Annotated in this window: 19 protein-coding genes; 13 read left to right on the forward strand and 6 right to left on the reverse strand. The window is 58.2% G+C overall.

The features are described from left to right. Window positions 1–55 precede the first annotated feature (55 nt). Entirely contained in the window at window positions 56–1,006 is a 951-nt protein-coding gene (gene hemC / locus D0Y96_RS03820; protein ID WP_117298051.1) for a hydroxymethylbilane synthase, read from the forward strand. Continuing rightward, complete coding sequence (locus D0Y96_RS03825; protein ID WP_117298052.1) at window positions 1,003–1,824, forward strand: uroporphyrinogen-III synthase; 822 nt, start codon at window positions 1,003–1,005, stop codon at window positions 1,822–1,824. Before hemC ends, D0Y96_RS03825 begins: the two co-directional genes overlap by 4 nt. A 372-nt stretch (window positions 1,825–2,196) precedes the next feature. Here D0Y96_RS03825 and nth read toward each other — a convergent pair whose 3' ends face one another. Further along, entirely contained in the window at window positions 2,197–3,072 is an 876-nt protein-coding gene (nth, locus tag D0Y96_RS03830) for an endonuclease III (protein ID WP_252263475.1), read from the reverse strand. Window positions 3,073–3,232: 160 nt separating this feature from the next. Here nth and D0Y96_RS03835 point away from each other — a divergent pair, with 160 nt between their 5' ends. Next, the gene (locus D0Y96_RS03835) at window positions 3,233–3,880 is read left to right on the forward strand and encodes a DedA family protein (RefSeq protein WP_117298054.1); all 648 of its coding nucleotides are present in this window, start codon (window positions 3,233–3,235) and stop codon (window positions 3,878–3,880) included. Between the two features lie 602 nt (window positions 3,881–4,482). Then, window positions 4,483–5,805, forward strand: coding sequence for an inositol-3-phosphate synthase (locus D0Y96_RS03840; protein WP_117298055.1), 1,323 nt, complete (start codon window positions 4,483–4,485; stop codon window positions 5,803–5,805). A 67-nt stretch (window positions 5,806–5,872) separates the two neighbouring features. On the opposite strand, the gene D0Y96_RS03845 is transcribed toward D0Y96_RS03840, so the two are convergent. Next, window positions 5,873–6,094, reverse strand: a complete 222-nt coding sequence (locus D0Y96_RS03845; protein WP_117298056.1) for a CDGSH iron-sulfur domain-containing protein — start codon at window positions 6,092–6,094, stop codon at window positions 5,873–5,875. 506 nt (window positions 6,095–6,600) lie between these two features. On the opposite strand from D0Y96_RS03845, the gene D0Y96_RS03850 reads away from it, so the two are divergent. The 6 genes from D0Y96_RS03850 to D0Y96_RS03875 all read left to right on the forward strand — a co-directional run bounded on the left by D0Y96_RS03850 (window position 6,601) and on the right by D0Y96_RS03875 (window position 11,214). Continuing rightward, window positions 6,601–6,951, forward strand: a complete 351-nt coding sequence (locus tag D0Y96_RS03850) for a type II toxin-antitoxin system Phd/YefM family antitoxin (RefSeq protein WP_117298057.1) — start codon at window positions 6,601–6,603, stop codon at window positions 6,949–6,951. Then, window positions 6,948–7,340 (forward strand): type II toxin-antitoxin system VapC family toxin, encoded by a 393-nt coding sequence (locus D0Y96_RS03855; protein ID WP_117298058.1) that lies wholly within the window; start codon window positions 6,948–6,950, stop codon window positions 7,338–7,340. Before D0Y96_RS03850 ends, D0Y96_RS03855 begins: the two co-directional genes overlap by 4 nt. 26 nt (window positions 7,341–7,366) lie before the next feature. Beyond that, window positions 7,367–8,137, forward strand: coding sequence for a thiazole synthase (locus D0Y96_RS03860; RefSeq protein ID WP_117298059.1), 771 nt, complete (start codon window positions 7,367–7,369; stop codon window positions 8,135–8,137). 57 nt (window positions 8,138–8,194) lie between these two features. Further along, the gene (gene ruvC / locus D0Y96_RS03865; RefSeq protein WP_117298060.1) at window positions 8,195–8,707 is read left to right on the forward strand and encodes a crossover junction endodeoxyribonuclease RuvC; all 513 of its coding nucleotides are present in this window, start codon (window positions 8,195–8,197) and stop codon (window positions 8,705–8,707) included. 4 nt (window positions 8,708–8,711) lie between these two features. Then, a complete protein-coding gene (locus tag D0Y96_RS03870) occupies window positions 8,712–9,395 on the forward strand; it encodes a hypothetical protein (protein ID WP_117298061.1) in 684 nt (227 codons plus the stop codon). Window positions 9,396–9,645: 250 nt separating this feature from the next. Continuing rightward, on the forward strand, window positions 9,646–11,214 hold the full coding sequence (locus D0Y96_RS03875; RefSeq protein ID WP_117298062.1) for a FecR family protein: 1,569 nt from the start codon (window positions 9,646–9,648) through the stop codon (window positions 11,212–11,214). A gap of 32 nt (window positions 11,215–11,246) precedes the next feature. Here D0Y96_RS03875 and rsmA read toward each other — a convergent pair whose 3' ends face one another. Continuing rightward, complete coding sequence (gene rsmA, locus D0Y96_RS03880) at window positions 11,247–12,110, reverse strand: 16S rRNA (adenine(1518)-N(6)/adenine(1519)-N(6))-dimethyltransferase RsmA (protein WP_252263476.1); 864 nt, start codon at window positions 12,108–12,110, stop codon at window positions 11,247–11,249. A gap of 74 nt (window positions 12,111–12,184) precedes the next feature. On the opposite strand from rsmA, the gene glgA reads away from it, so the two are divergent. Further along, window positions 12,185–13,639 (forward strand): glycogen synthase GlgA, encoded by a 1,455-nt coding sequence (gene glgA, locus D0Y96_RS03885; protein ID WP_117298064.1) that lies wholly within the window; start codon window positions 12,185–12,187, stop codon window positions 13,637–13,639. A gap of 59 nt (window positions 13,640–13,698) precedes the next feature. On the opposite strand, the gene D0Y96_RS03890 is transcribed toward glgA, so the two are convergent. Further along, entirely contained in the window at window positions 13,699–14,214 is a 516-nt protein-coding gene (locus D0Y96_RS03890) for a DinB family protein (protein ID WP_117298065.1), read from the reverse strand. A gap of 125 nt (window positions 14,215–14,339) precedes the next feature. Between D0Y96_RS03890 and D0Y96_RS03895 the strand changes: the two genes are divergently transcribed. Beyond that, on the forward strand, window positions 14,340–15,899 hold the full coding sequence (locus D0Y96_RS03895; protein ID WP_350448960.1) for a SpoIIE family protein phosphatase: 1,560 nt from the start codon (window positions 14,340–14,342) through the stop codon (window positions 15,897–15,899). A 69-nt stretch (window positions 15,900–15,968) separates the two neighbouring features. On the opposite strand, the gene D0Y96_RS03900 is transcribed toward D0Y96_RS03895, so the two are convergent. Next, entirely contained in the window at window positions 15,969–16,826 is an 858-nt protein-coding gene (locus D0Y96_RS03900; RefSeq protein ID WP_252263477.1) for a DUF4097 family beta strand repeat-containing protein, read from the reverse strand. A 194-nt stretch (window positions 16,827–17,020) separates the two neighbouring features. Here D0Y96_RS03900 and D0Y96_RS03905 point away from each other — a divergent pair, with 194 nt between their 5' ends. Then, on the forward strand, window positions 17,021–18,076 hold the full coding sequence (locus D0Y96_RS03905) for an aldo/keto reductase (RefSeq protein ID WP_117298068.1): 1,056 nt from the start codon (window positions 17,021–17,023) through the stop codon (window positions 18,074–18,076). A 117-nt stretch (window positions 18,077–18,193) separates the two neighbouring features. On the opposite strand, the gene D0Y96_RS03910 is transcribed toward D0Y96_RS03905, so the two are convergent. Continuing rightward, window positions 18,194–19,741 carry a GH39 family glycosyl hydrolase gene (locus D0Y96_RS03910; protein WP_117298069.1) on the reverse strand — a complete coding sequence of 516 codons (1,548 nt, stop codon included), beginning with the start codon at window positions 19,739–19,741 and terminating at the stop codon, window positions 18,194–18,196. Between the last annotated feature and the right edge of the window lie 231 nt (window positions 19,742–19,972).

The following is a 19,972-nucleotide window of genomic DNA, read 5'->3' on the forward strand; positions in this document are numbered from 1 at the left end:
GGACGCACACATCAGGGAGCGATAGCCTGAATCTGGATCAATCACTGCTTTCCAAATGTCCGACACATCGCGCAATTCGTCCTCTGCGCCTGTCAGCCTCCGTATCGGCTCGCGCGGCTCGCAGCTCGCGCTCTGGCAGGCAAACCACATCGCCGCGCAGCTCCGCGCCGCCGGTCACACCGTCTCCATCGAGATCATCCGCACCACCGGCGACGCCCTGCAGAACCTGTCCTTCTCCCAGGTCGGTTCCAAAGGCATGTTCACCAAAGAAATCGAAGAGGCGCTCTTCGACGGCCGCATCGACCTCGCCGTACACAGCCTCAAGGATCTCCCCACCGAGCTCGCCCCGCCCTTCATCCTCGCCGCCATCCCGCCCCGCGCCGACGCCCGCGACGCCTTCCTCTCCGTCCATCACCGCAGCTTCGAGTCGCTGCCCTCCGGCGCCCGTGTCGGCACCAGCAGCCTCCGCCGCCAGGCGCAGCTCCGCCGTCACCGCTCCGACCTCGACTACATCGAATTCCGCGGCAACATCGACACCCGCATCCGCAAGCTCCTCGAAGAGCAGGCCGACGCCATCATCCTCGCCTCCGCCGGTCTCGACCGCCTCGGCCTCACCGCCTACCGCCGCGAATGCTTCTCGCCGCTCATCCTCTGCCCCTCTGCCGGGCAGGGAGCTCTCGCCATCGAAGCCCGCTCCGGCGACGCCTCCACCCTCTCCGCTCTCGCCTTTCTCGACCACGCGCCCACCCGCTACGCCGTCACCGCCGAGCGAGCGGCCCTCGCCGCCCTCGGCGGCGGCTGCCAGGTCCCCATCGGCATTCACTGCTTTCCCGCCGAGCGGGGATACAGCATCACCTCCGCCGTCGCCGCGCCCGACGGCTCGCAGCTTCTCCGCATCGAGCTTGAAAATCAGGTGATCGAATATCCCTCCGAGCTGGGCCGCATCCTCGCCGGCCGTCTCCTCGAGCAGGGAGCCCGCCGGCTTCTCGAGGCTGCCCCGTCATGACCGCCTCGCCCTCGCTCACCGGTGAGCCCATGCCTCTCCCCCTGCAGGGACATTCCGTGCTCGTCACGCGCGCGCGGCATCAGGCCGGACGCCTCACCGCCGAGCTCCAGGCCCTCGGCGCATCGGTCATCGAAATCCCCACCCTGGAGATCGCGCCGCCCGCCTCGTACGAGCCGCTCGATCAGGCCCTCGGCCAGCTCCAGCGCTACGACTGGCTCATCATCACCAGCACCAATACCGTGCAGGTCCTCCGCGAGCGCATGGCCGTCCTCGGCCTCACCCGCGCCTCCTTCGCGCATCTTGAGATCGCCGCCGTCGGCAGCGCCACCGCCGAATCCCTCCGCGAAATCGGCTTTCGCGTCTCCTTCATGCCGAAGGAGTATGTGGCCGAGTCCCTCATCGACGCCCTCGGCGATCAGATCCGCGGCCAGAGCGTCCTGCTCGTCCGCGCCGCCATCGCCCGCGACCTCATCCCCGATGCCTTCCGCGAAAGGGGAGCCGAGATATCCGTCGTAGACGCCTACACCACCATCGTTCCGCGCTCCTCGGTCGAGCGCATTCAGGAGCTCTTCGCCGCCAAAGAGGACCTTCCCGGCGCCGCGACCTTTACCAGCTCCTCATCGGTCACTAATTTCTTTGCGCTGCTCTCCGAAGCGGGCATCCGCCGGCAGCCGCCCGCGATGAAGGCGATCTCCATCGGCCCCGTCACCAGCCAGACCCTGCGCAGTTATCAGTGGGAGCCCGCCGCCGAAGCCGATCCGCACACCATCGCCGGCCTCGTCGCCGCCGTGAAGAAGGGACTGGCTAACAGGGAATAGGGATTAGAAAACAGGGCGCAGAGCTCAGGTCACAGGGCGCAGAAATCGGGATTAGCGATCAGGCATTAGCGATCAGAAAACAGGGCTCAGGGCGCAACGCACAGGGCAATTGCTCAATCTGTCATCCCGACCATAAAGAGGGTTATGATCATCCCGATCGAGTCCGCCGCCATGTAGCGGCACATGGAAGTAAAGCCTGACAGCGCGAGGGCGAGGATCAGCGCAGCGATGAGCCGGCTGGAGAAGCATCTTCCATAAAGAGAGTCATTGTCACCCCAACCATAAAGAAAGTTATTGTCATCCCGACCGAAGGAGCAGCCGTCAGGCAGCTCCGCAGCGGAGGGATCTGCAGTTTTCGCTAATCGCTGATCGCTAATCCCTGCCTTCCCCCGACTCCCACGTCTTGTCCGGAGCATGGCACAACCTCTCCAGCGGACAATCCACGCACTTCGGCTTGCGCGCCACGCAGAGATTCCGTCCGTGGTGAATCACTTCATGCGAAAACGCAATCCAGCGATCGTGCGGCAGAATCTGCATCAGCTCCTGCTCCACCTTCTTCGGGTCATCGGAGTGCGTCAGCCCCAGCCGGTTCGAGATGCGCAGCACATGCGTATCCACCACCACCCCTTCGGCCTTCCTGTACGCCACGCCCAGCACCACATTCGCCGTCTTCCGCGCCGCGCCCGGAACCGTCAGCAGCTCCGCCATCGTCTGCGGAACCTTCCCGCCGAAGTCGCTCACGATCTTCTTCGCCGCGCCCAGGATCGACTTCGCCTTGTTGTGATAAAAGCCTGTCGAGCGGATGATCTCCTCGATCGCGGGCAGGGAAGCAGCCGCCATTGCCTTCGGCCCTGGAAATGTCCGAAACAGCTCCGGCGTGACCATGTTCACGCGCGCATCGGTGCACTGCGCCGAGAGAATCGTCGCCACCAGCAGCTCCCACGCATTGCGGTGCACCAGCGCGCACTCCGCGTTGGGATAGGTCTTCGCCAGAATCCGCAGAATCTCCGCAACCCGCTCCGGCGCCAGATCGTTTCCAGCGGCCACCTTCTTCTTTCCCGTCGGCCTGGGAGCCTTCGCCTCGGCTGCCTTCTCCGCCGCGCCTGTCTTTCGCGCTTTTCCTGTGCTCTGCGCCCTGCGCCCTGAGCCCTGTTCAGGTCCTGCGCCCTGCGCTCTGTACCCTGTGCTCTGTCTTTCTGTACCCTGTTTGCGCCCCGTGCTCTTTTTCTCCGCTGCCATGCAGGCCATTGTAAGAGCTTTTCTGCGTCCTGAACTCTGCGCCCTGCGACCTGAGCCCTGCACCCTAATCCCTAATCCCTGATCCCTGATCCCTGATGCCCAATCGCTAATCCCGATTTCTGCGCCCTGTGACCTGAGCCTGCGCCCTGTCCCGGTATACTCAACTCGAATGAGCGAAAAGATCGTCGCCCTTCTGGCCCACTTCATCATTGCCGTCATCTCCGCCTCCGGATATGCCGGCGTCGCCCTCCTCATGGCCATCGAGTCGGCCTGCATCCCCCTCCCGTCCGAGATCATCATGCCCTTCGCCGGTTATCTGGTGCACACCGGCCAGCTGAAGCTCATCGGCGTCGCCGTCGCGGGAGCCCTCGGCTGCAACATCGGCTCGCTCATCGCCTACTGGATAGGAGCCATCGGCGGACGCCCCTTCATCGCAAAATACGGCCGCTTCATTCTGCTCAACCATCACGACCTCGACCGCGCCGAGCACTTCTTCAACCGCTACGGCGGCATCACGGTCTTCATCGGACGCCTTCTTCCCATCATCCGCACCTTCATCGCCCTGCCCGCCGGCATCGCCAAAATGCCGCAGCTCCGCTTCCACGTCTATACCTTTCTCGGCTCGCTGCCCTGGTGCTACGCCCTCGCCTACGCCGGCATGAAGATGGGCCAGGCGTGGGACAGCGATCCGCGCTTCAAGGCCATCTACCACCGCTTCCACCTTGCCGTGGAGATTCTGGTCGTCGTTGCCTTCGTCTGGTTTGTCTGGACGCACTGGAAGAACCGCGTCCGCCCCGAAGACGCAGAAGCTGCATAGTCAGTGGGAATATCCGGAAAACACCTTCTTACTTTGTCATCCCGACCGAAGCGGAGCGTAGTGAAGCGCAGCGGAGGGATCTGCTTTTCTCTCCCGGAGTCATCCGGATGCCCCCGCCCGGATGCCCCGGCCGCGGCCTGTCAAGCCCTTCTTTCTCTAACTTGCACAATCCACGCCGCTTCGGCCTTCAAAAAGCTGGCATGTTTTTTCTCTTCGGTCCTTACAATAGGGACAGCGCCTCTCACTCTTCCTCTCTGCCATGTCGAGACGCCCGTATCGTTTAAAATGAGCGACTTAGCCGGGGATAACCGAGGTAATCCCTCCACAAAGCGCAGAAAATAAACGGGTTACAGCAACCACCCCTCACAAAAATCAAACTCTTCGGCATCATTCCCGTCTCGCTGCGCGGGACGAGAGCCCGCGTGCCCGTCCGCCCTTCTTCTGAAATCCGGAAATCCCCATTCAACTGCCGATTCCCGCCGTTGAACCTTTCCGTAACCGGTGCAGTAGCCAACCCGCTTTGCCAAATCGGACCATGCGGCAGAAACTGATTGCTTGGACTGAGAAGGCTTATTCAACCGAAGGACGGTACTCGAAGCAAGATGTCAGAAGCCACTGCAGCGAAGATTCAGCCAGCCACCGGAAAGCTCGGCGTCATGGTCGTCGGTATGGGCGCCGTAGCCACCACCCTCATCGCCGGCGTGGAGGCCGTCCGCAAAGGCCTTGCCAAACCCATCGGCTCGCTTACCCAGATGGGCACCATCCGCCTCGGCAGGCGCACCGATAACCGGGCCCCCCTCATTAAGGATTTCGCCCCGCTGACCGACCTCAACGACATCGTTTTCACCGGATGGGAGATCTTCCCCGAAGACATGTACGAGGCCGCGGCGCACGCCCAGGTGCTCGACAACGACCATCTGAACAGCATCAAGCCCTTCCTGCAGAGCATCCGCCCCATGCCCGGCGTCTTCGACCAGCACTACGTCAAGCGCCTCAACGGCACGCACGTCAAGAAGGGCCGCAGCAAGTGCGACCTCGCCCAGCAGCTCCGCTCCGACATTCAGACCTTCAAATCCCAGGTCGAGCGCGTCGTCGTCATCTGGTGCGGATCGACCGAGATCTTCCTTGAGCCCTCCGCCGTTCATCAGACCGTCGAGGCCTTTGAGAAGGGCCTGCTCGAGGACGACCCGAACATCGCGCCCTCCCAGATCTATGCCTACGCCGCGCTGAAGGAAGGCGTCCCCTTCGCCAACGGCGCGCCGAACCTCACCGTCGACCTGCCCTGCATGATCGAGCTGGCCCGCGCCAACGGCGCTCCCATCTGCGGCAAGGACTTCAAAACCGGACAGACCTTCATCAAGACCGTTCTCGCCCCCGCCTTCAAGGCCCGCATGCTCGGCCTCAGCGGCTGGTACTCCACCAACATCCTCGGCAACCGCGACGGCGAAGTCCTCGACGATCCGGAGTCCTTCAAAACCAAGGAAGAGTCCAAGCTCGGCGTCCTCGACTACATCCTCCAGCCCGAGCTCTATCCCGATCTCTACAAGGAGATCTACCACAAGGTGCGCATCAACTATTACCCGCCCCGTGGTGATAACAAAGAGGGTTGGGACAACATCGACATCTTCGGCTGGCTCGGCTATCCCATGCAGATCAAGGTCGACTTCCTCTGCCGCGACTCGATCCTCGCCGCGCCGCTCGCGCTCGATCTCATCCTCTTCCTCGACCTGGCCCAGCGCACCTCGTCGCTGCGCCATCTCGGTATTCAGGAGTGGCTCAGCTTCTACTTTAAGTCGCCGCAGTCCGCTCCCGGCCTCTACCCCGAGCACGACCTCTTCATCCAGTCGATGAAGCTCAAGAACACCCTCCGCCACATCATGGGCGAAGACCTGATCACCCACCTTGGCCTCGAATACTACGACTGAGACCGCTGCAAACGCACAAATGGCGGGCACTATGCCCGCCATTGCTGTTTCAGGACCGACCTCGTGCTTACGCTTCCGTCGGCTTTACCGGGCTCTCCACCGACTGAAAGCCGATCTTGTTGTGCGATCCGTCGCAGAAAGGCTTGTTCGCCGAAGCGCCGCAGCGGCACAGCGAGAATGCCGGCTTCGCGGCCACATCCCACTCGTTGCCCTCTGCGTCCACCAGCTTCACCGGCCCTTCGATCCGCAGCGGTCCATTGGGACGAACCGTAATCTTCACCTCAGACATGCAACATTCCTCAGAATGAATTGGAATCCGTCCTCAGTCTACAGCCACCGGAGGAAGCGCCTCGCCTGGTACGCGACTTGAAGGAGCGCCCGAGAACCAGATGCAGGAGTGGCAATCGCGCAGCGATTGCGATTGCCGGACGGCCAGTCCTGTCTGGACGGCCAGTCCCACTTGACCGCCGCAGGACTCAGGCATAACTTCTGAGGTACACGGGAAAGGAGGATGATCCAGTCTATGAAGAATTCTGATGGCAGTAGTTGTATGACTCAACGTGAGGTGACTGAGGCTTAGAGCCGCCTTCGGCTCCAGTCCTGGCGAAAGCCGCATCCATCGCCGAGGCCCACTCATGGTAAGCGAGGGCGCCTCAGGTCAATCTCCACAGCTCACCGGGACAGAAGGCTCGCGTGCCGAACAGGCAGCGGGCCTTTCCCTTTATCGGCGGGTCCAAACCCTGGGCATAACTTATGACTATGGTAAAATGACCATAGTCGTAAAGGAATTTCACCATGAAAACCATGCCTGCTGGAAGCTTCAAGACCCACTGCCTGTCGGTGATCGATGACGTCTACCATGGCCATGGTGAAGTCATCATCACCAAACACGGCAAACCGATGGCAAAACTGGTTCCGCTGGAGGAGAAGCCGGAAAGTATCTTCGGTGCTCTTGCGGGGAAAATTGAGATTATCGGTGATCTGGTAGAGCCCATCACCGAACCATGGGAAGTGGATGACGACTTCTTTCCTCACGGAACTCCGGAACGGGCAGCCATAGAAGCGCGGAACAAAGCGGTGCAGAACAATGCTGATTCTTCCGGGCAGGAATCCATTTCATCCAAAGCGACTGAGCGTAGCCATTGATTCTGCTCGACACGCATGTTGTTGTCTGGCTGCTGGGTAGTCCTGGACGGCTCTCTCAGCTGGCAAAGGACGCCATAAAAGAGGCGCACCAAAGAAAGGCTGTGATCGCCGTTTCCAGCCAGTCTCTGTATGAAACAGCGCGCGGGGTGGTTCGGGGCAGAATCCAGACACATATCCCTGTCGAGGTTTTTCTGCGAGAGATTGAATCGCGGTTTTCTGTTCTCCCTCTGACCAGAGAGATCGCTCTCCTGGCGGCATCGTTTCCTTCTCCATTCCCCGGCGATCCTGCCGACCGTATCATTGCCGCAACAGCATTGGCGGAGGGCTTCTCTCTGGTAACGGCGGACGAGAATATCCGCCGCTCCGGCCTGGTACGAATCATCTGGTAAAGCCGCTTCCGCTCTACAATACAGCTATGGAACCTCTCGTCATTGCAGGTCGGGCCTTTCAGTCCAGGCTTATCGTCGGCACCGGAAAGTACAGGGATGGCGCCGAGACGCAGGCAGCCATTGAAGCCTCGGGCGCGGAGATGGTGACCGTCGCCGTCCGGCGCGTCAACCTCGACCGCTCGAAGGAATCGCTGCTCGACTTCATCGACCCGCAGCGTTACTTCCTGCTTCCGAACACCGCCGGCTGCTATACCGCCGACGAGGCCATCCGCGCCGCTCGCCTCGGCCGCGAAGTGGGGCTCTCCGACTGGGTCAAGATCGAAGTCATCGGCGATCTGGCCACCCTCTATCCCGATGTTCAGGCAACCCTTGAAGCGACGCGGGTGCTGGTGAGGGAAGGCTTTACCGTTCTGCCCTATACCTCTGATGATATTGTGTTTGCGAAACGTCTCATTGACGCCGGAGCTGCCGCCGTCATGCCTCTCGCCGCACCCATCGGCAGCGGTCTCGGCATTCAGAACACGGCGACGCTCCGCATCCTCCGCGAACTGATCACAGAAGTGCCGCTGATCGTCGACGCCGGAGTCGGCACGGCTTCGGATGCGGCGCTCGCGATGGAGATGGGTGCGGATGGTGTCCTCATGAACACCGCCATCGCCGCGGCGGCGGACCCCATCCTTATGGCAGAAGCCATGCAGCACGCCATCCTCGCCGGACGTCAGGCGTATCTTGCCGGCCGGATGCAGCGCAAACTCTATGCCACAGCGAGCTCGCCGCTCGAAGGCGTCTCACGCTGAGCGAACTCCTGTTGTCACTGTCTCGGGACCGGTCTCTCAGGTAAACTCGAGTCGAATATGCGTGTCTTTGGCATCGATTGCGGCACCGAAATCACCGGGTACGGCGTGGTCGAATGGAACGCTGCCGCTCGCGATCCGCATCTGGTCCCCATTGCTGCGGGCGGTATCCGTCCGCCGAAGAAGTCGGGCCTGCCGCAGCGCCTTGCCTTTGTTCACGCTGAAATTGCTTCTCTGTTGCAGATTCACCAGCCCGATGTCGTCTCCATTGAGGAAGTCTTCTACTCGGTCAATGCCAAATCCGCATTGAAGCTTGGGCACGTCCGCGGAGTGGCTTTGCTCGCTGCAGCCAATGCCGGCCTGCCTGTTGCCGAATATGCTCCTCTGACCATCAAATCCACCGTTACCGGATATGGTCTGGCGCAAAAGGAACAGGTGCAGTTCATGATCGCGCGGCTGCTCGGTCTCGCCGCTGCCCCCGAACCGGCCGATGCCGCAGATGCGCTGGCAATTGCAATCTGCCACGTACATCATGCCCAGACGCTGGCTCGGCAGAGTGTTTCCGTTATCTGACTTTATGAAACTTCTACCGCTGATCGCACTGGGAGCGCTTTGCCTGATACCGCCGGCGGCGTCTGCTCAGAACCCGCCGGCGCAGATCACATACACCTTCGAGAATCAGCGGCTGCAGCCTTCCAGCTACACCCTCGTTCTTCATGAAGATGGTTCAGGGCGCTTCGACTCTCTTCCCGGTCCGGCCTCTGTGGATGCTTCCGACGAACAGGTGGCGCCTGCGCGTCTCGATCGCGACATACACATTAGCGACTCACTGCGCACCGAGCTCTTCCAGTACGCCCGCGCGCATCACTTCTTTGCCGGAAAGTGCGACCGTGGACAGAAGAAGCTGGCATTTACCGGAAAGCGGACGCTGACGTATGCCGGTCCCGATGGTCACGGCACATGTGATTTTGACTGGGCATCTGATGCGACGCTGCAGCGGCTCTCCGATCAACTTGTTTCGGTCGCCTATACGCTGGAGATTGGGCGGCGGCTGGATGTGGAGCTGAAGCACAACCGGCTGAGCCTTGATGCCGAGCTCGAGAATCTGCAAAGCACAGCAAAAGACCAGCGCGCTGCCGGACTGGATAATATCGCCCCAGTCCTCGAGGCCATTGCTGGTGACGACGCAGTGATGCAGCGTGCACGGTATCGTGCCCGCACCTTACTGAACGCAGCCGCTGGTGAAACCGCTCATCGTTGATGACGCCGCGATTCCATATCCGTAAATCTGCCCGTTTTTCGCATGGTCAGAGTGCCTTTACTCAAAATTGCGAAACATACGGCGTTTTGAAACGTTTATAGAGTGTTGGGGCAGGGAAGCAGATGAACAGCAATACCGCCGGGCGAAGAATAGAGGAGCGTTTTCCGTCGTCCGGCATCTTCAGAATCAGACGGCAGCGCGTCGAAGGAGGTGTCCGGTGAGGCACCTGAAGCGAAACAAATGGGTCCGAATGGCATCGAGGCGTCGATCCATTCTTCTGGCGGCTTTACTGGCCGCGTTTCTTTCGGCTGTCGTGGCGCTTCAGGCACAGGACACTCAAAGTGCGCCTCCTCCGCCACCGAGTGATCAGGCGCAGCAGCAGCCTGCACCGGAAAGCAATATTCGCACCGTTCGCCTCAGCAGTGTCGAGGGCACAGTACAAATCTTCAGCGGTGATCAGCTCGACTTCAGCCAGGCATACAGAAATATGCCCATCGTCGAAGGGATGCGCATTGCAACTGCTGATGATGGACGCGCCGAGATCGAGCTCGAAGACGGTAGTGTGGTTCGCGTTGCGCCTGACAGCTCTGTAGCCTTTCCGCAGCTCAGCCGCGCAGCCGACGGTAGTTTCACGACCGGGATCGAAGCCGTCAGCGGTCTCAGCTATTACGAGCTGAACGGCCAGTCCGCGCAGTATCGTGTGCACTTTGGGGCAAACGCTGTCACGCCGTCGGTGAACTCGGTTTTCCGCATTGATCTCGACAATACTCCTGCCGAACTTGCCGTGATGCACGGCACGGTTCACATCGAAGAAGGCCCGTCTCAGACAGCGGATGTGCATACCAACCAGACTCTGCGCTGCAGCATGGAAGACGGCGGCGGACCGTTTACTCTGGTGCAGAGTATCGCCGCAAATTCCTGGGACCAGTGGAACTCGGACCGAGATCAGATTCTGGCCCAGCTTGATGCGAGCGAGACCCTGGCACGCGCAGGCTCCGATAACCCCGATGATCCGGGCTGGAGCGATCTTGACTATTACGGGGACTGGTACGACATTCCTGGATACGGTCAGGCGTGGGCTCCCTCCGGAGTCGATCAGAACTGGGATCCTTTTGGCGTGGGCTACTGGGGCTACTACAGTGGAGTTGGGTACACATGGATCTCCGGCTACTCGTGGGGATGGTGGCCGTATCACTGCGGCGCATGGAGCTGGTTCGATGGTTTCGGCTGGCTCTGGTTTCCAGGAAACTGTGGCTGGGGTCCGCGCGGGGGAGGATGGTATCCCTACGCAACCGTATGGCGGGTGCCCCATGGATATCGTCCGCCGGAGCGGCCTGTGCCCATCCTTAGTCCACGCAAAGGTCCGGGCAGGATTCCGCATCCCGAGCCTTTGGTCGCTGTGAATCGAGGAGATCAGTTTCGGCAGGGATTTCGTACTTTAGGTGCGGGCCGACCGGAACCTCGGACTTTCGGCTTCGAAGGAAAAACCATTGTCCCCATTGCACGGACGATTCATCCGCAACAGCCAGGGCCACTGGGAGAAGGTTTCACAAGGACTGTCGAACGAGCGCATCCTGAGATCCTGAGAAATGGCGGCAGCCTTCGCAATCCGGATGTTCACTTTCCGTCGGCTTATGGCTCGCATCCGCCCGAGGTGCAGCCGCGCTATCCGGCTGGAGCGCCGCCCCGCAATATAGAAGTTCCCGGCGGCAGAAACCCGAATTCTGGTATTGCAGCGCCCCATCCACAGCCACCACCGGCACCCCCGAGAGCTGGAGGTGGGGCCGCTCATCCGGCAGGCGGACCGCCTCATCGATAGTGCAGGAATTTCCGTACACGGTTCGCCTGGTTTTATCGGATAAGAGCTATCGAATTTTGTCCTTTGATCTCCCGGTACAGAGCGGCGCTCTGCTCCAGAGTCAGTTCTTCCGCACGGGCCGTTGACGAAACGCAGCCCTTTTCGAAAGCGGTTGCGATCGTTTGTGCTTCCAGTCCCGCGATGCGCAGGTTTTTCGCGAGCATTTTTCGCTTCTGCGCAAATCCTGCCCGAAGAAAGGCGAAGAAGCCCTCCGCATCGACCTTCAGCTCTTCAAATCGAGGCGCCATCGTTAGCCGGATCACCGTCGAATGCACCTCAGGTGGCGGAGAGAATGCATCGGGCGGCAGAGTCATAAGTTTCTCCACCTGCGCAAACATTTGTGCGGTCGCAGACAACACTCCATATTCGCTTGTACCCGGAGTGGCCAATACCCGCTCGGCTACTTCGCGCTGTACCATGATCACCGCACGATGAATCACCGCGGAATAACGGAACAGATGTAACAGGATGTCTGACGTAATGTAGTACGGCAAATTACCGATGACCTCGAGCTTTGCTTTATCTGTTTGCAGCTCGCCAAAATCAACGTCAAGTACATCGGCTTCCATAATTTTGACGTGCGTCTGCGCTGCAAAGCGCTGGCGAAGCTGTGCTGCCAGCAATGTGTCGAGTTCAATGGCGATCAGCTGCTGCGCCCGTGCCGCCAGAATCTCCGTAATGGCACCGCGGCCTGGTCCGATTTCGACAACAGCTCGTTGTGACAAATCTCCGGACGCGGCCGCAATGGCCTCGCATGCCTGCAGATTCACAAGAAAGTTTTGTCCGAGTTTAGATCGCCTGGTGTTTTGCGGCATCGATAAACAGGTAGGCTGAAAATGGTGTTTCTGTGCCCGCATTGCCTGGCTCAGGGCTGCAGGTTAGACTCATTCTTCCGGCCTTCCTGCATCATATTTCACCGGAGAATCTTCTTATGCACATTGTTTTCGCAGCGTCGGAGTGTGCTCCTTACGCCAAAACCGGTGGTCTTGCCGACGTAGTCGAAGCATTGCCCCGCGAAATTGTTCGTCTTGGTCATCAGGTTACGGTCTATTTGCCCTATTACCGGCAAGTGGCGGCGCGCCTGCCTGAGAAGAAGATCGTTCTCCGCAGCATTACCATCCCCTTCCGTTATTACAACCGTTTCGTTGCGATTCTGGATGGAGGCAAACAGGATGGCGTGCAGTTTTACTTTGTAGACTGTCCGGAGCTTTTCGACCGCGAGTCTTTTTACAGCACGCCGAGTGGAGACTATGGAGATAACTGGGAGCGTTTTGGTCTCTTTTCCCGAACCGTTTTGGAGGCTTCCAAGCAGATAGCCGTCCCCGATGTTTTTCATGTGCATGACTGGCAGACGGCGATTTTGCCAGTGTATCTGCGCACAGTGTATTCCGGAGATCCTGCTTTCAGCAGTACGGCTGCCGTTCTTACCATTCACAATGCCGGCTATCAGGGGCTCTTCCCGCCTGCAACCACCGAAAACCTGCTCTTTCCCTGGGAAATATTCCACATGGACCGTGTAGAGCAGTACAACAACTTCAACTTCCTTAAAGGCGGCATCGTTTATTCCGATGCGCTGACGACCGTCAGTCGCAAATATGCCGAGGAAATTCAGACTCCCGAATTCGGCAATGCGCTGGACCCGATTCTGCGCCGGCGTGCAGAGGATCTGCACGGAATCCTTAACGGTGTTGATTACACCAAGTGGAATCCTGCCACGGATCACAATATCGCCGCGCATTTCACGCCGGAAAATCTTGCGGGAAAGGCCGATTGCCGTCGCGATCTGCTGCACGCGTTCGGCGTTTCTCATGTTGGCGAGGCGACCCCGATTCTCGGTATCGTCTCACGCCTCGCGACCATGAAGGGGTTTGATCTCTTTGCCGGTATTGCCGATCGCTTAATGAAAGAAGACATCACTCTGATCGTGCTCGGCACCGGCGAGCCATATTACGAAAATCTCTTTCGCGATCTTCAGTCGCGATTTCCGGATAAGGTTCATGTGCGCATTCTTTTCGACGAGATGCTGGCGCACAAGGTGGAAGCCGGCTCGGATATTTTTCTGATGCCGTCGCGCTATGAGCCGTGCGGTCTGAATCAGATTTACAGCCTTAAATATGGAACCGTTCCGGTCGTGCGTGCGACTGGCGGTCTTGATGACACGATTGCGGAGTGGGAGCCGGTTGCGGAGTCTGGTACAGGTTTTAAATTCCACGGCTATGAACCTGAAAATTTTCTCGCTGCTATTCATCGTGCCCTGACGCTGTTTACCGACAAGGCGGCATGGAGCAAGCTGATGCGCAATGGCATGATGAAGGATTTTTCCTGGTCCGGTCCTGCTGCTGAATATGTGAAGGTTTATACGGACGTTGCCAGGAGAAGAAGTTAACGGGAGCCACATGGCGTTTTTGCCCGGGCGTACTTTTGTTTTTCTGCCCGGGCAGGATATCAGCCGAAATGTCCATCATCCGCTGAAGGTCCATAGATAGACGGAACGGAAGCATCGTTCAGGCGAAGGTAGACGGTAAGCTGTCCGCGATGATGTGCAAGATGATTGAAGACCGAGTCCCGAATGACCTGGTAGCGCGGCTCCTCGCTCACAACCATTCCGCCGACTTTAAAACGCCAGGGCATCATCAGATGCCGATCGTTGGTTTTTTCCAGCGCTTCCTGCGCGGCGGAGACGTGCTTTTCCAGGGCATCCACCAGCTCGCGGCTGGTGTGCAGTTCAGGAGGCGGCATATAACCCGGGCTGCCGGCGGGCTTCATATCCAATTCTTCCTGATTCACTGTGGTAACAATCCATGACGGCAGACTTGATACCAGAGTGGCCAACTGCCCCAGTGACATCGATTTCGGATGTGGTTTCCAGTCCGACCGGCCATCGGGGATACGCTCCAGTGCTCGCCTCGTAGCGTTCGCTTCCCGCGCCAGTTCATCCAGAAACAAATCAGTCATCTTCATGGTGTGATCCTTTCCGCGATGGGCTCTTTAGCCCGCACTATGGAAGTTAACGGCGCATATATGTCACCCTGTGTCATAATTTCCAGGATTTTAAAAAATATTTCTGACAACCAGCGGATCGGAATGTGTGCTGGTCATCCGGCGAGGTGCTTATGAGGGCTGATCGACTGCTCTCAGCCTTATTGCAGCTTCAGGCTCACGGCCAATTGACCGGTAAAGAGCTGGCGAAGCGGCTTGAAATCTCGGAGCGCACTGTACACAGGGACATGGAGGCTCTCAGCGCCGCGGGGGTTCCGGTATATGCCCTGCGTGGCGCCAGCGGAGGCTGGCAACTCGATGAGAACTGGCGGATGCACGTCCCCGGTCTGGATGACGCAGAGTTGCGTGCGCTCCTGATGTCACAGCCTCGCGTTCTTGGTGATAAGCGGCTTGCCTCGGCCGCGGAGCGGGCACTCGGCAAACTGCTGGCGTCACTGCCTTCAGCCATGCGGGATCGCGCTGTTTCCATGCGGGAGCGTCTTTATGTGGACCCCACGGCATGGACCGGAACTTCGGAGGATCTCTCGCTTCTGCCGGTCGTACAGGATGCTGTCTCCGGGGACCGAAAACTCAGATTCACCTACCGCAAGAGACGGAGCCCGGTTCAGCGGGATGTTCCGCAATCGGATGGCTGTCAGCAGGAATGGATTGTCGAGCAGCGGACGGTCGATCCGCTGGGGCTGATTGCCAAAGGCAGCACATGGTATTTGTATGCACGTACTCCGGCTGGATTCAGAACTTATCGAATCTCCCGAATGCAGGAGGTGACGATACTTGACCTTGCCTGCGAACGGCCAGCCGATTTTGATCTGACAGAGCAATGGAAGATGTCGACGGAGCGCTTTCAGGATGAGGTGAGGCGGGATGCAGAGGCATATCAGCGCACTCTTGCCGCGAAGCGAGAGGCCGAGGCCCGCGTGGTTCAGGAGATGGAGATAGCCCGGCAGGTGCAGGCGCGGCTTTTCCCCCAGTCACAACCAAGGCTCCGGACCCTTGATTATGCCGGCATTTGTCTTCAGGCTCGTCAGATAGGCGGCGACTACTATGACTTCCTTGGTCTCGGCCGCGACCGGCTCGGGCTGATCGTCAGTGACATTGCCGGGAAGGGGATTGCTGCTGCTTTGCTGATGGCCAATCTGCAGGCAAACCTGCGTGGTCAGGCTGCTCTTGCGTGGGATCATCCTGAGAGTCTGCTTCATTCCGTGAATCGGCTTTTCTTCGAGAACACGGATGACAATGCTTATGCCACGCTCGTCTTTGCAGAGTACGAAGACACTTCACAGCGGCTGCGTTATGTGAACTGTGGCCACCTGAGCGCGCTGCTGCTCAGGAGTGACGGGGCTATCGAACGCCTGGATTCGACCTGCACGGTGCTTGGATTATTCCAGGAATGGGAGTGCGTGAGGGGCGAGACCACACTCTCCGCCGGCGATCTGCTGTTGCTGTATACCGATGGTGTTACTGAAGCATCCGGCTTACAGGGAGAGGAATTTGGCGAACACCGTCTTATTGAAGCTTTGCGGCGTCATCGGAGCATGATCGCGTCAGAACTGCTTTCGGCTATTGTGAGCGAAATTCGCCGGTTCCATCCGGGCGAACAGCATGACGATATTACGCTGATTGTTGCGCGCTGTGGATCAGCATAGAGCAGCTTTCAGAGTAAGGCGAGTTGCTCCGAATAAAGCAACCCGCCTGGTACAGACATCTCTATATCGTCAGTGAATCCGGATATCGCCAGAGCCGGTTTCGATCCGTACCGTAGGTCCACCGCCGTTCACATCTCCCATAATGTGATGGTGCTCCAGACTTCCGTGCGTGCTGATGGGCGGATCACTGTGGACCGAGCCCGATCCGGTCGAGGCATCCAGCGAGAATTTGGCGTTTCCGACATTAAGCGTTACCGAGCCGGAACCAGTCTGAAGCTTCCAGTTTGTCGTCGGCTGCCCGTTCACCTCGATGTCGCCGGAGCCTGTCTGCGTATATAAGGCGCCCTGCACTCCCTGCAGATGAATCGATCCGCTTCCGGTCTGAGCTTTTACGTCATTGGCCGCATGCATTTCTGCATGGATATCGCCTGAGCCGGTTTGGAGTGCCACCCTGCCTGTCAGCCCACTGGCTTCGATCTCTCCTGACCCGGTATTCGCACGAAGAGGTCCACCCAGGTTCAGCAGTCGCAGATCGCCTGAGCCTGAATTTGCCTCCAGCTCAGAGCCCCGTGGAGTCGTTACGTCGTAATCGATCGAAATGTTGTGATAGTTGGTGTGTTTGCCCACCGTGATAACGTTGCCGGACTGTTCAATCGGGGGGTGCGCCACCACATCATTAACACGATCCTGAGCGGAACCGAAATCTCCCCAGCTCCCCGCGTGAACGTGGCCGACAATATGAACTTCTCCATCCGGCCCTGACGACACATGAATGTACCCCGAGCCGGTATTCAGGCTGAGAATTACCTGCCCGCTCACTGAAAGCGTTTTGTCGAATGCTCCATCTGCCGCCAGCGCTGCAAGCGGCGTAACTAGCATGGCCAGAGTGGTTACCACCATTCCCCATCGATTCCTGCAGAAGCTCATAGTCTGCCCCTTTTTCCATACGATTCGTGGTGCCTGGCTGGGCTGTCGCACACCTGCCACCGCCTGTTACTGGACATACGGAAGAACCTGGATACAGGTTCCCGGAAATAATTGGACACGCGGCGAAACTGTATTTTTGCATAATCTTTGCCCGGCCACTTGCATCTCTGCGTAGTACGCGTTATCCATCAAAGATGGAATACAGACAGCTTGGACGATCGGGTCTGAAGGTTTCCGCGCTTAGCTTTGGTGCGGCCACTTTCGGCGGCGGTAATGAATTTTTTCGCGCATGGGGACAAACGGATGTGGATGAGGCTCGGCTCCTCATCAATCTTTGTCTCGATGCAGGCGTTAATCTCTTCGACGTGGCCAACATCTATTCCTACGGTCTTGCTGAAGAGGTTCTGGGCAAGGCTATCGAGGGCAAGCGGGATCAGGTTCTGATTTCCACCAAAGCTACCTTCCGCATGGGCGAAGCGGCGAACAATGTCGGCTCCTCGCGGTATCACCTGCTGCAGCAATGCGACAACAGTCTGAAGCGTCTGGGCACCGATTACATCGACATCTACCATATGCATGGCTTCGATGCGGCCACGCCTGTCGAAGAGACTTTAGATGCCTTGAATACGCTGGTGCACAGCGGCAAGGTCCGATACATCGCATGCTCCAATTTTTCCGGCTGGCATTTGATGAAATCTCTCGCCGTTTCGGAGCGTTATGGGTGGGCGCGCTATGTTGCGCATCAGGTGTACTACTCGCTCGTTGGCCGCGAATACGAGTGGGAACTGATGCCGCTTGGTCTGGAGCAGGGTGTTGGGGCTCTGATCTGGAGCCCGCTTGGCTGGGGCCGTCTCACCGGTAAGATTCGTCGTGGTCAGCCGCTTCCCGAACAAAGCCGTCTGCACAAAACTGCCGAGATGGGACCGCCCGTCGACGACGAATATCTTTATACGGTTGTCGATGCCCTTGAAGAAGTCTCCAAAGAGACTGGGAAATCTGTTCCGCAGATTGCCCTTAACTGGCTTCTGCAGCGTCCTACTGTCTCGAGCATCATCCTTGGCGCGCGCAATGAACACCAGCTTCGCCAGAATCTTGAGGTGGCAACATTCACCCTTAGCGCTGAACAGGTGAAGAAACTAGACAAAGCCAGTGAACGGACGCCGATTTATCCCTACTGGCATCAGCGGCAGTTCGCCGAACGCAATCCGCCTCCTGTCCCTGTCTATAAGGGCGGAAATTCCAACGAATAGCATAAGCTGCGTTTTCTCTGCCCACCTCTTTACTTCCAGGAGAGTGGGCAGAGAAAGAGTGCAATGACGAAACAAAGCTCTTCGGGCATTTGCTCCGTGGCGGGCGCCGTCCTTCTGTTATTTCTTTATCTCTACCAACAGCAATGCATTTGGCTCCAGCTTTAATTCCAGTTGTTCATTCTCGATTCTGCGCTCCTGGGGTGGAGGCAGTGCGCTCTCCTGATTCAGCGAATCAACCTGCTTCACGGTGGGATACTGCGGGCTTCCTGTCTTTCGGTAGAGTCCCAGGGTATTTCCATGCTCATCATCCACACGGCTTACTGCAGCGGTGGCTCCGGCAGGGAGTCCTGTAAGCTTCAGCACAATCTCTTTTGGAGAGCCTTTTACCAGGCCGCCCTCCTGCGGATCTACCAGGTTCCATACGGCAATTGCCAGCGATCCATCGCTTCTCCGGGTCACGATTGCGTCTCGCGATGAGTTTGCCAGCCGTTCATCGCCGAGCTTATGCAGCAGGCTGAAATCGTAATAACTCGCTTTTTTAATGCCCCCTTCCGCGATCAATCCAAAATTCCCTTCGAAGGGCTGGGCAATCGGACCGCCCTCCTCGAAAACATCCGAGAAGGTCCAGAACGACATCATCGTTACCAGCCCGTCGCATTCGCGCACAGTATTTGCCAGAGCCGGACCGACAAATGTCGTATCGCGAATGGCATCGTGCCCGGGCACATTCCATTCCGTCCACAGAAGCGGCAGGCTGGGCATTGACGATGCCTGAATCTGTTTTTTCACCATTCCGATTGCCCGGCACACCCGGTCGTCCATCGGAATCTCTTCATGTGTGTGGAAGAGGTTCCACACCGTGTCATCGGCATAGCCGTGCGTGGAAACGAAATCGACGGGAACATGATTTTCAGACGTGTACTTAAGGAATTCAGGCACCCATTGTGCTGCCGCTGTTGCAGGGCCTCCTACGCGGAGCCTGCTGCTGACTCCCTTGATATCGCGTGCTGTGTGTGCATACAACTCGAAGTAGCTGTCCTGCCGGGGAATGCCGCCCCAGAAATCAATATTCGGTTCGTTCCAAACTTCGAAATACCACTTCGATACTTCATCGACGCCGTATCTATCGACCAGATGCTGCGCGAGATGCGTAATCAATCCATCCCATCGCTCCCAGCTTTTTGGCGGCGACACGTTGGGTTTGTACCAGAAGGCATGCAGCGCATCCGGATTGAAGGCCAGCTTTCTGGGCATAAAGCTGATCTCGACTATGGGTCTGACGCCGGCTTTCAGCAGGCCGTCGTAAATCTGATCGACGTACTGAAAGTTATAGACCGGGTTTCCATGTTCATCTTCGGTATAGATACCATTCTCATCATCCAGAATCCCGTGGCCGCGCACGTAGCTCAGGTCCGTCACCTGCTTCACCGCGCGCAGATCGTCGCGCCAGCTTTCACGCAGCATCAGATTAGCTCGCCCCGAGCCAAACATCTCTTCCCAGAAGTGGGGAAAAGGAGCTGACTTCGCATTTACATCGATCTCGACCTGTTCTCTCCCGGGAAATGACTGCGCCTCTACCTGGTGCAGGCAACCGCAAAAGCATAAAGACAGGAGGATGGCCAGAATCCAGATTCGATGAGCAGATCGCTGAAGCTGCGGTTCCATAACGCTCCTTTATATTCGCTGCTCTTGTTCCCAGCGGGAAATAGTACTTCTTATGGCACCGGTATGCTTCTTTCGATGCCCATAAATGTCCGAATCGATGCCGGGAATGAAAGTGGATCAGGTGACTATGCCTCACCGAAGAGCTTCTGATTCCTGTTACAGAGGCAGGGAATGCCGATCTGTTCCTTCAGTTTTGCTGCTTACGGTTGTCTGTCGCCGGTACAGGTTCGT

This window comes from Paracidobacterium acidisoli, assembly GCF_003428625.2.
GTDB classification, from domain to species: domain Bacteria; phylum Acidobacteriota; class Terriglobia; order Terriglobales; family Acidobacteriaceae; genus Paracidobacterium; species Paracidobacterium acidisoli.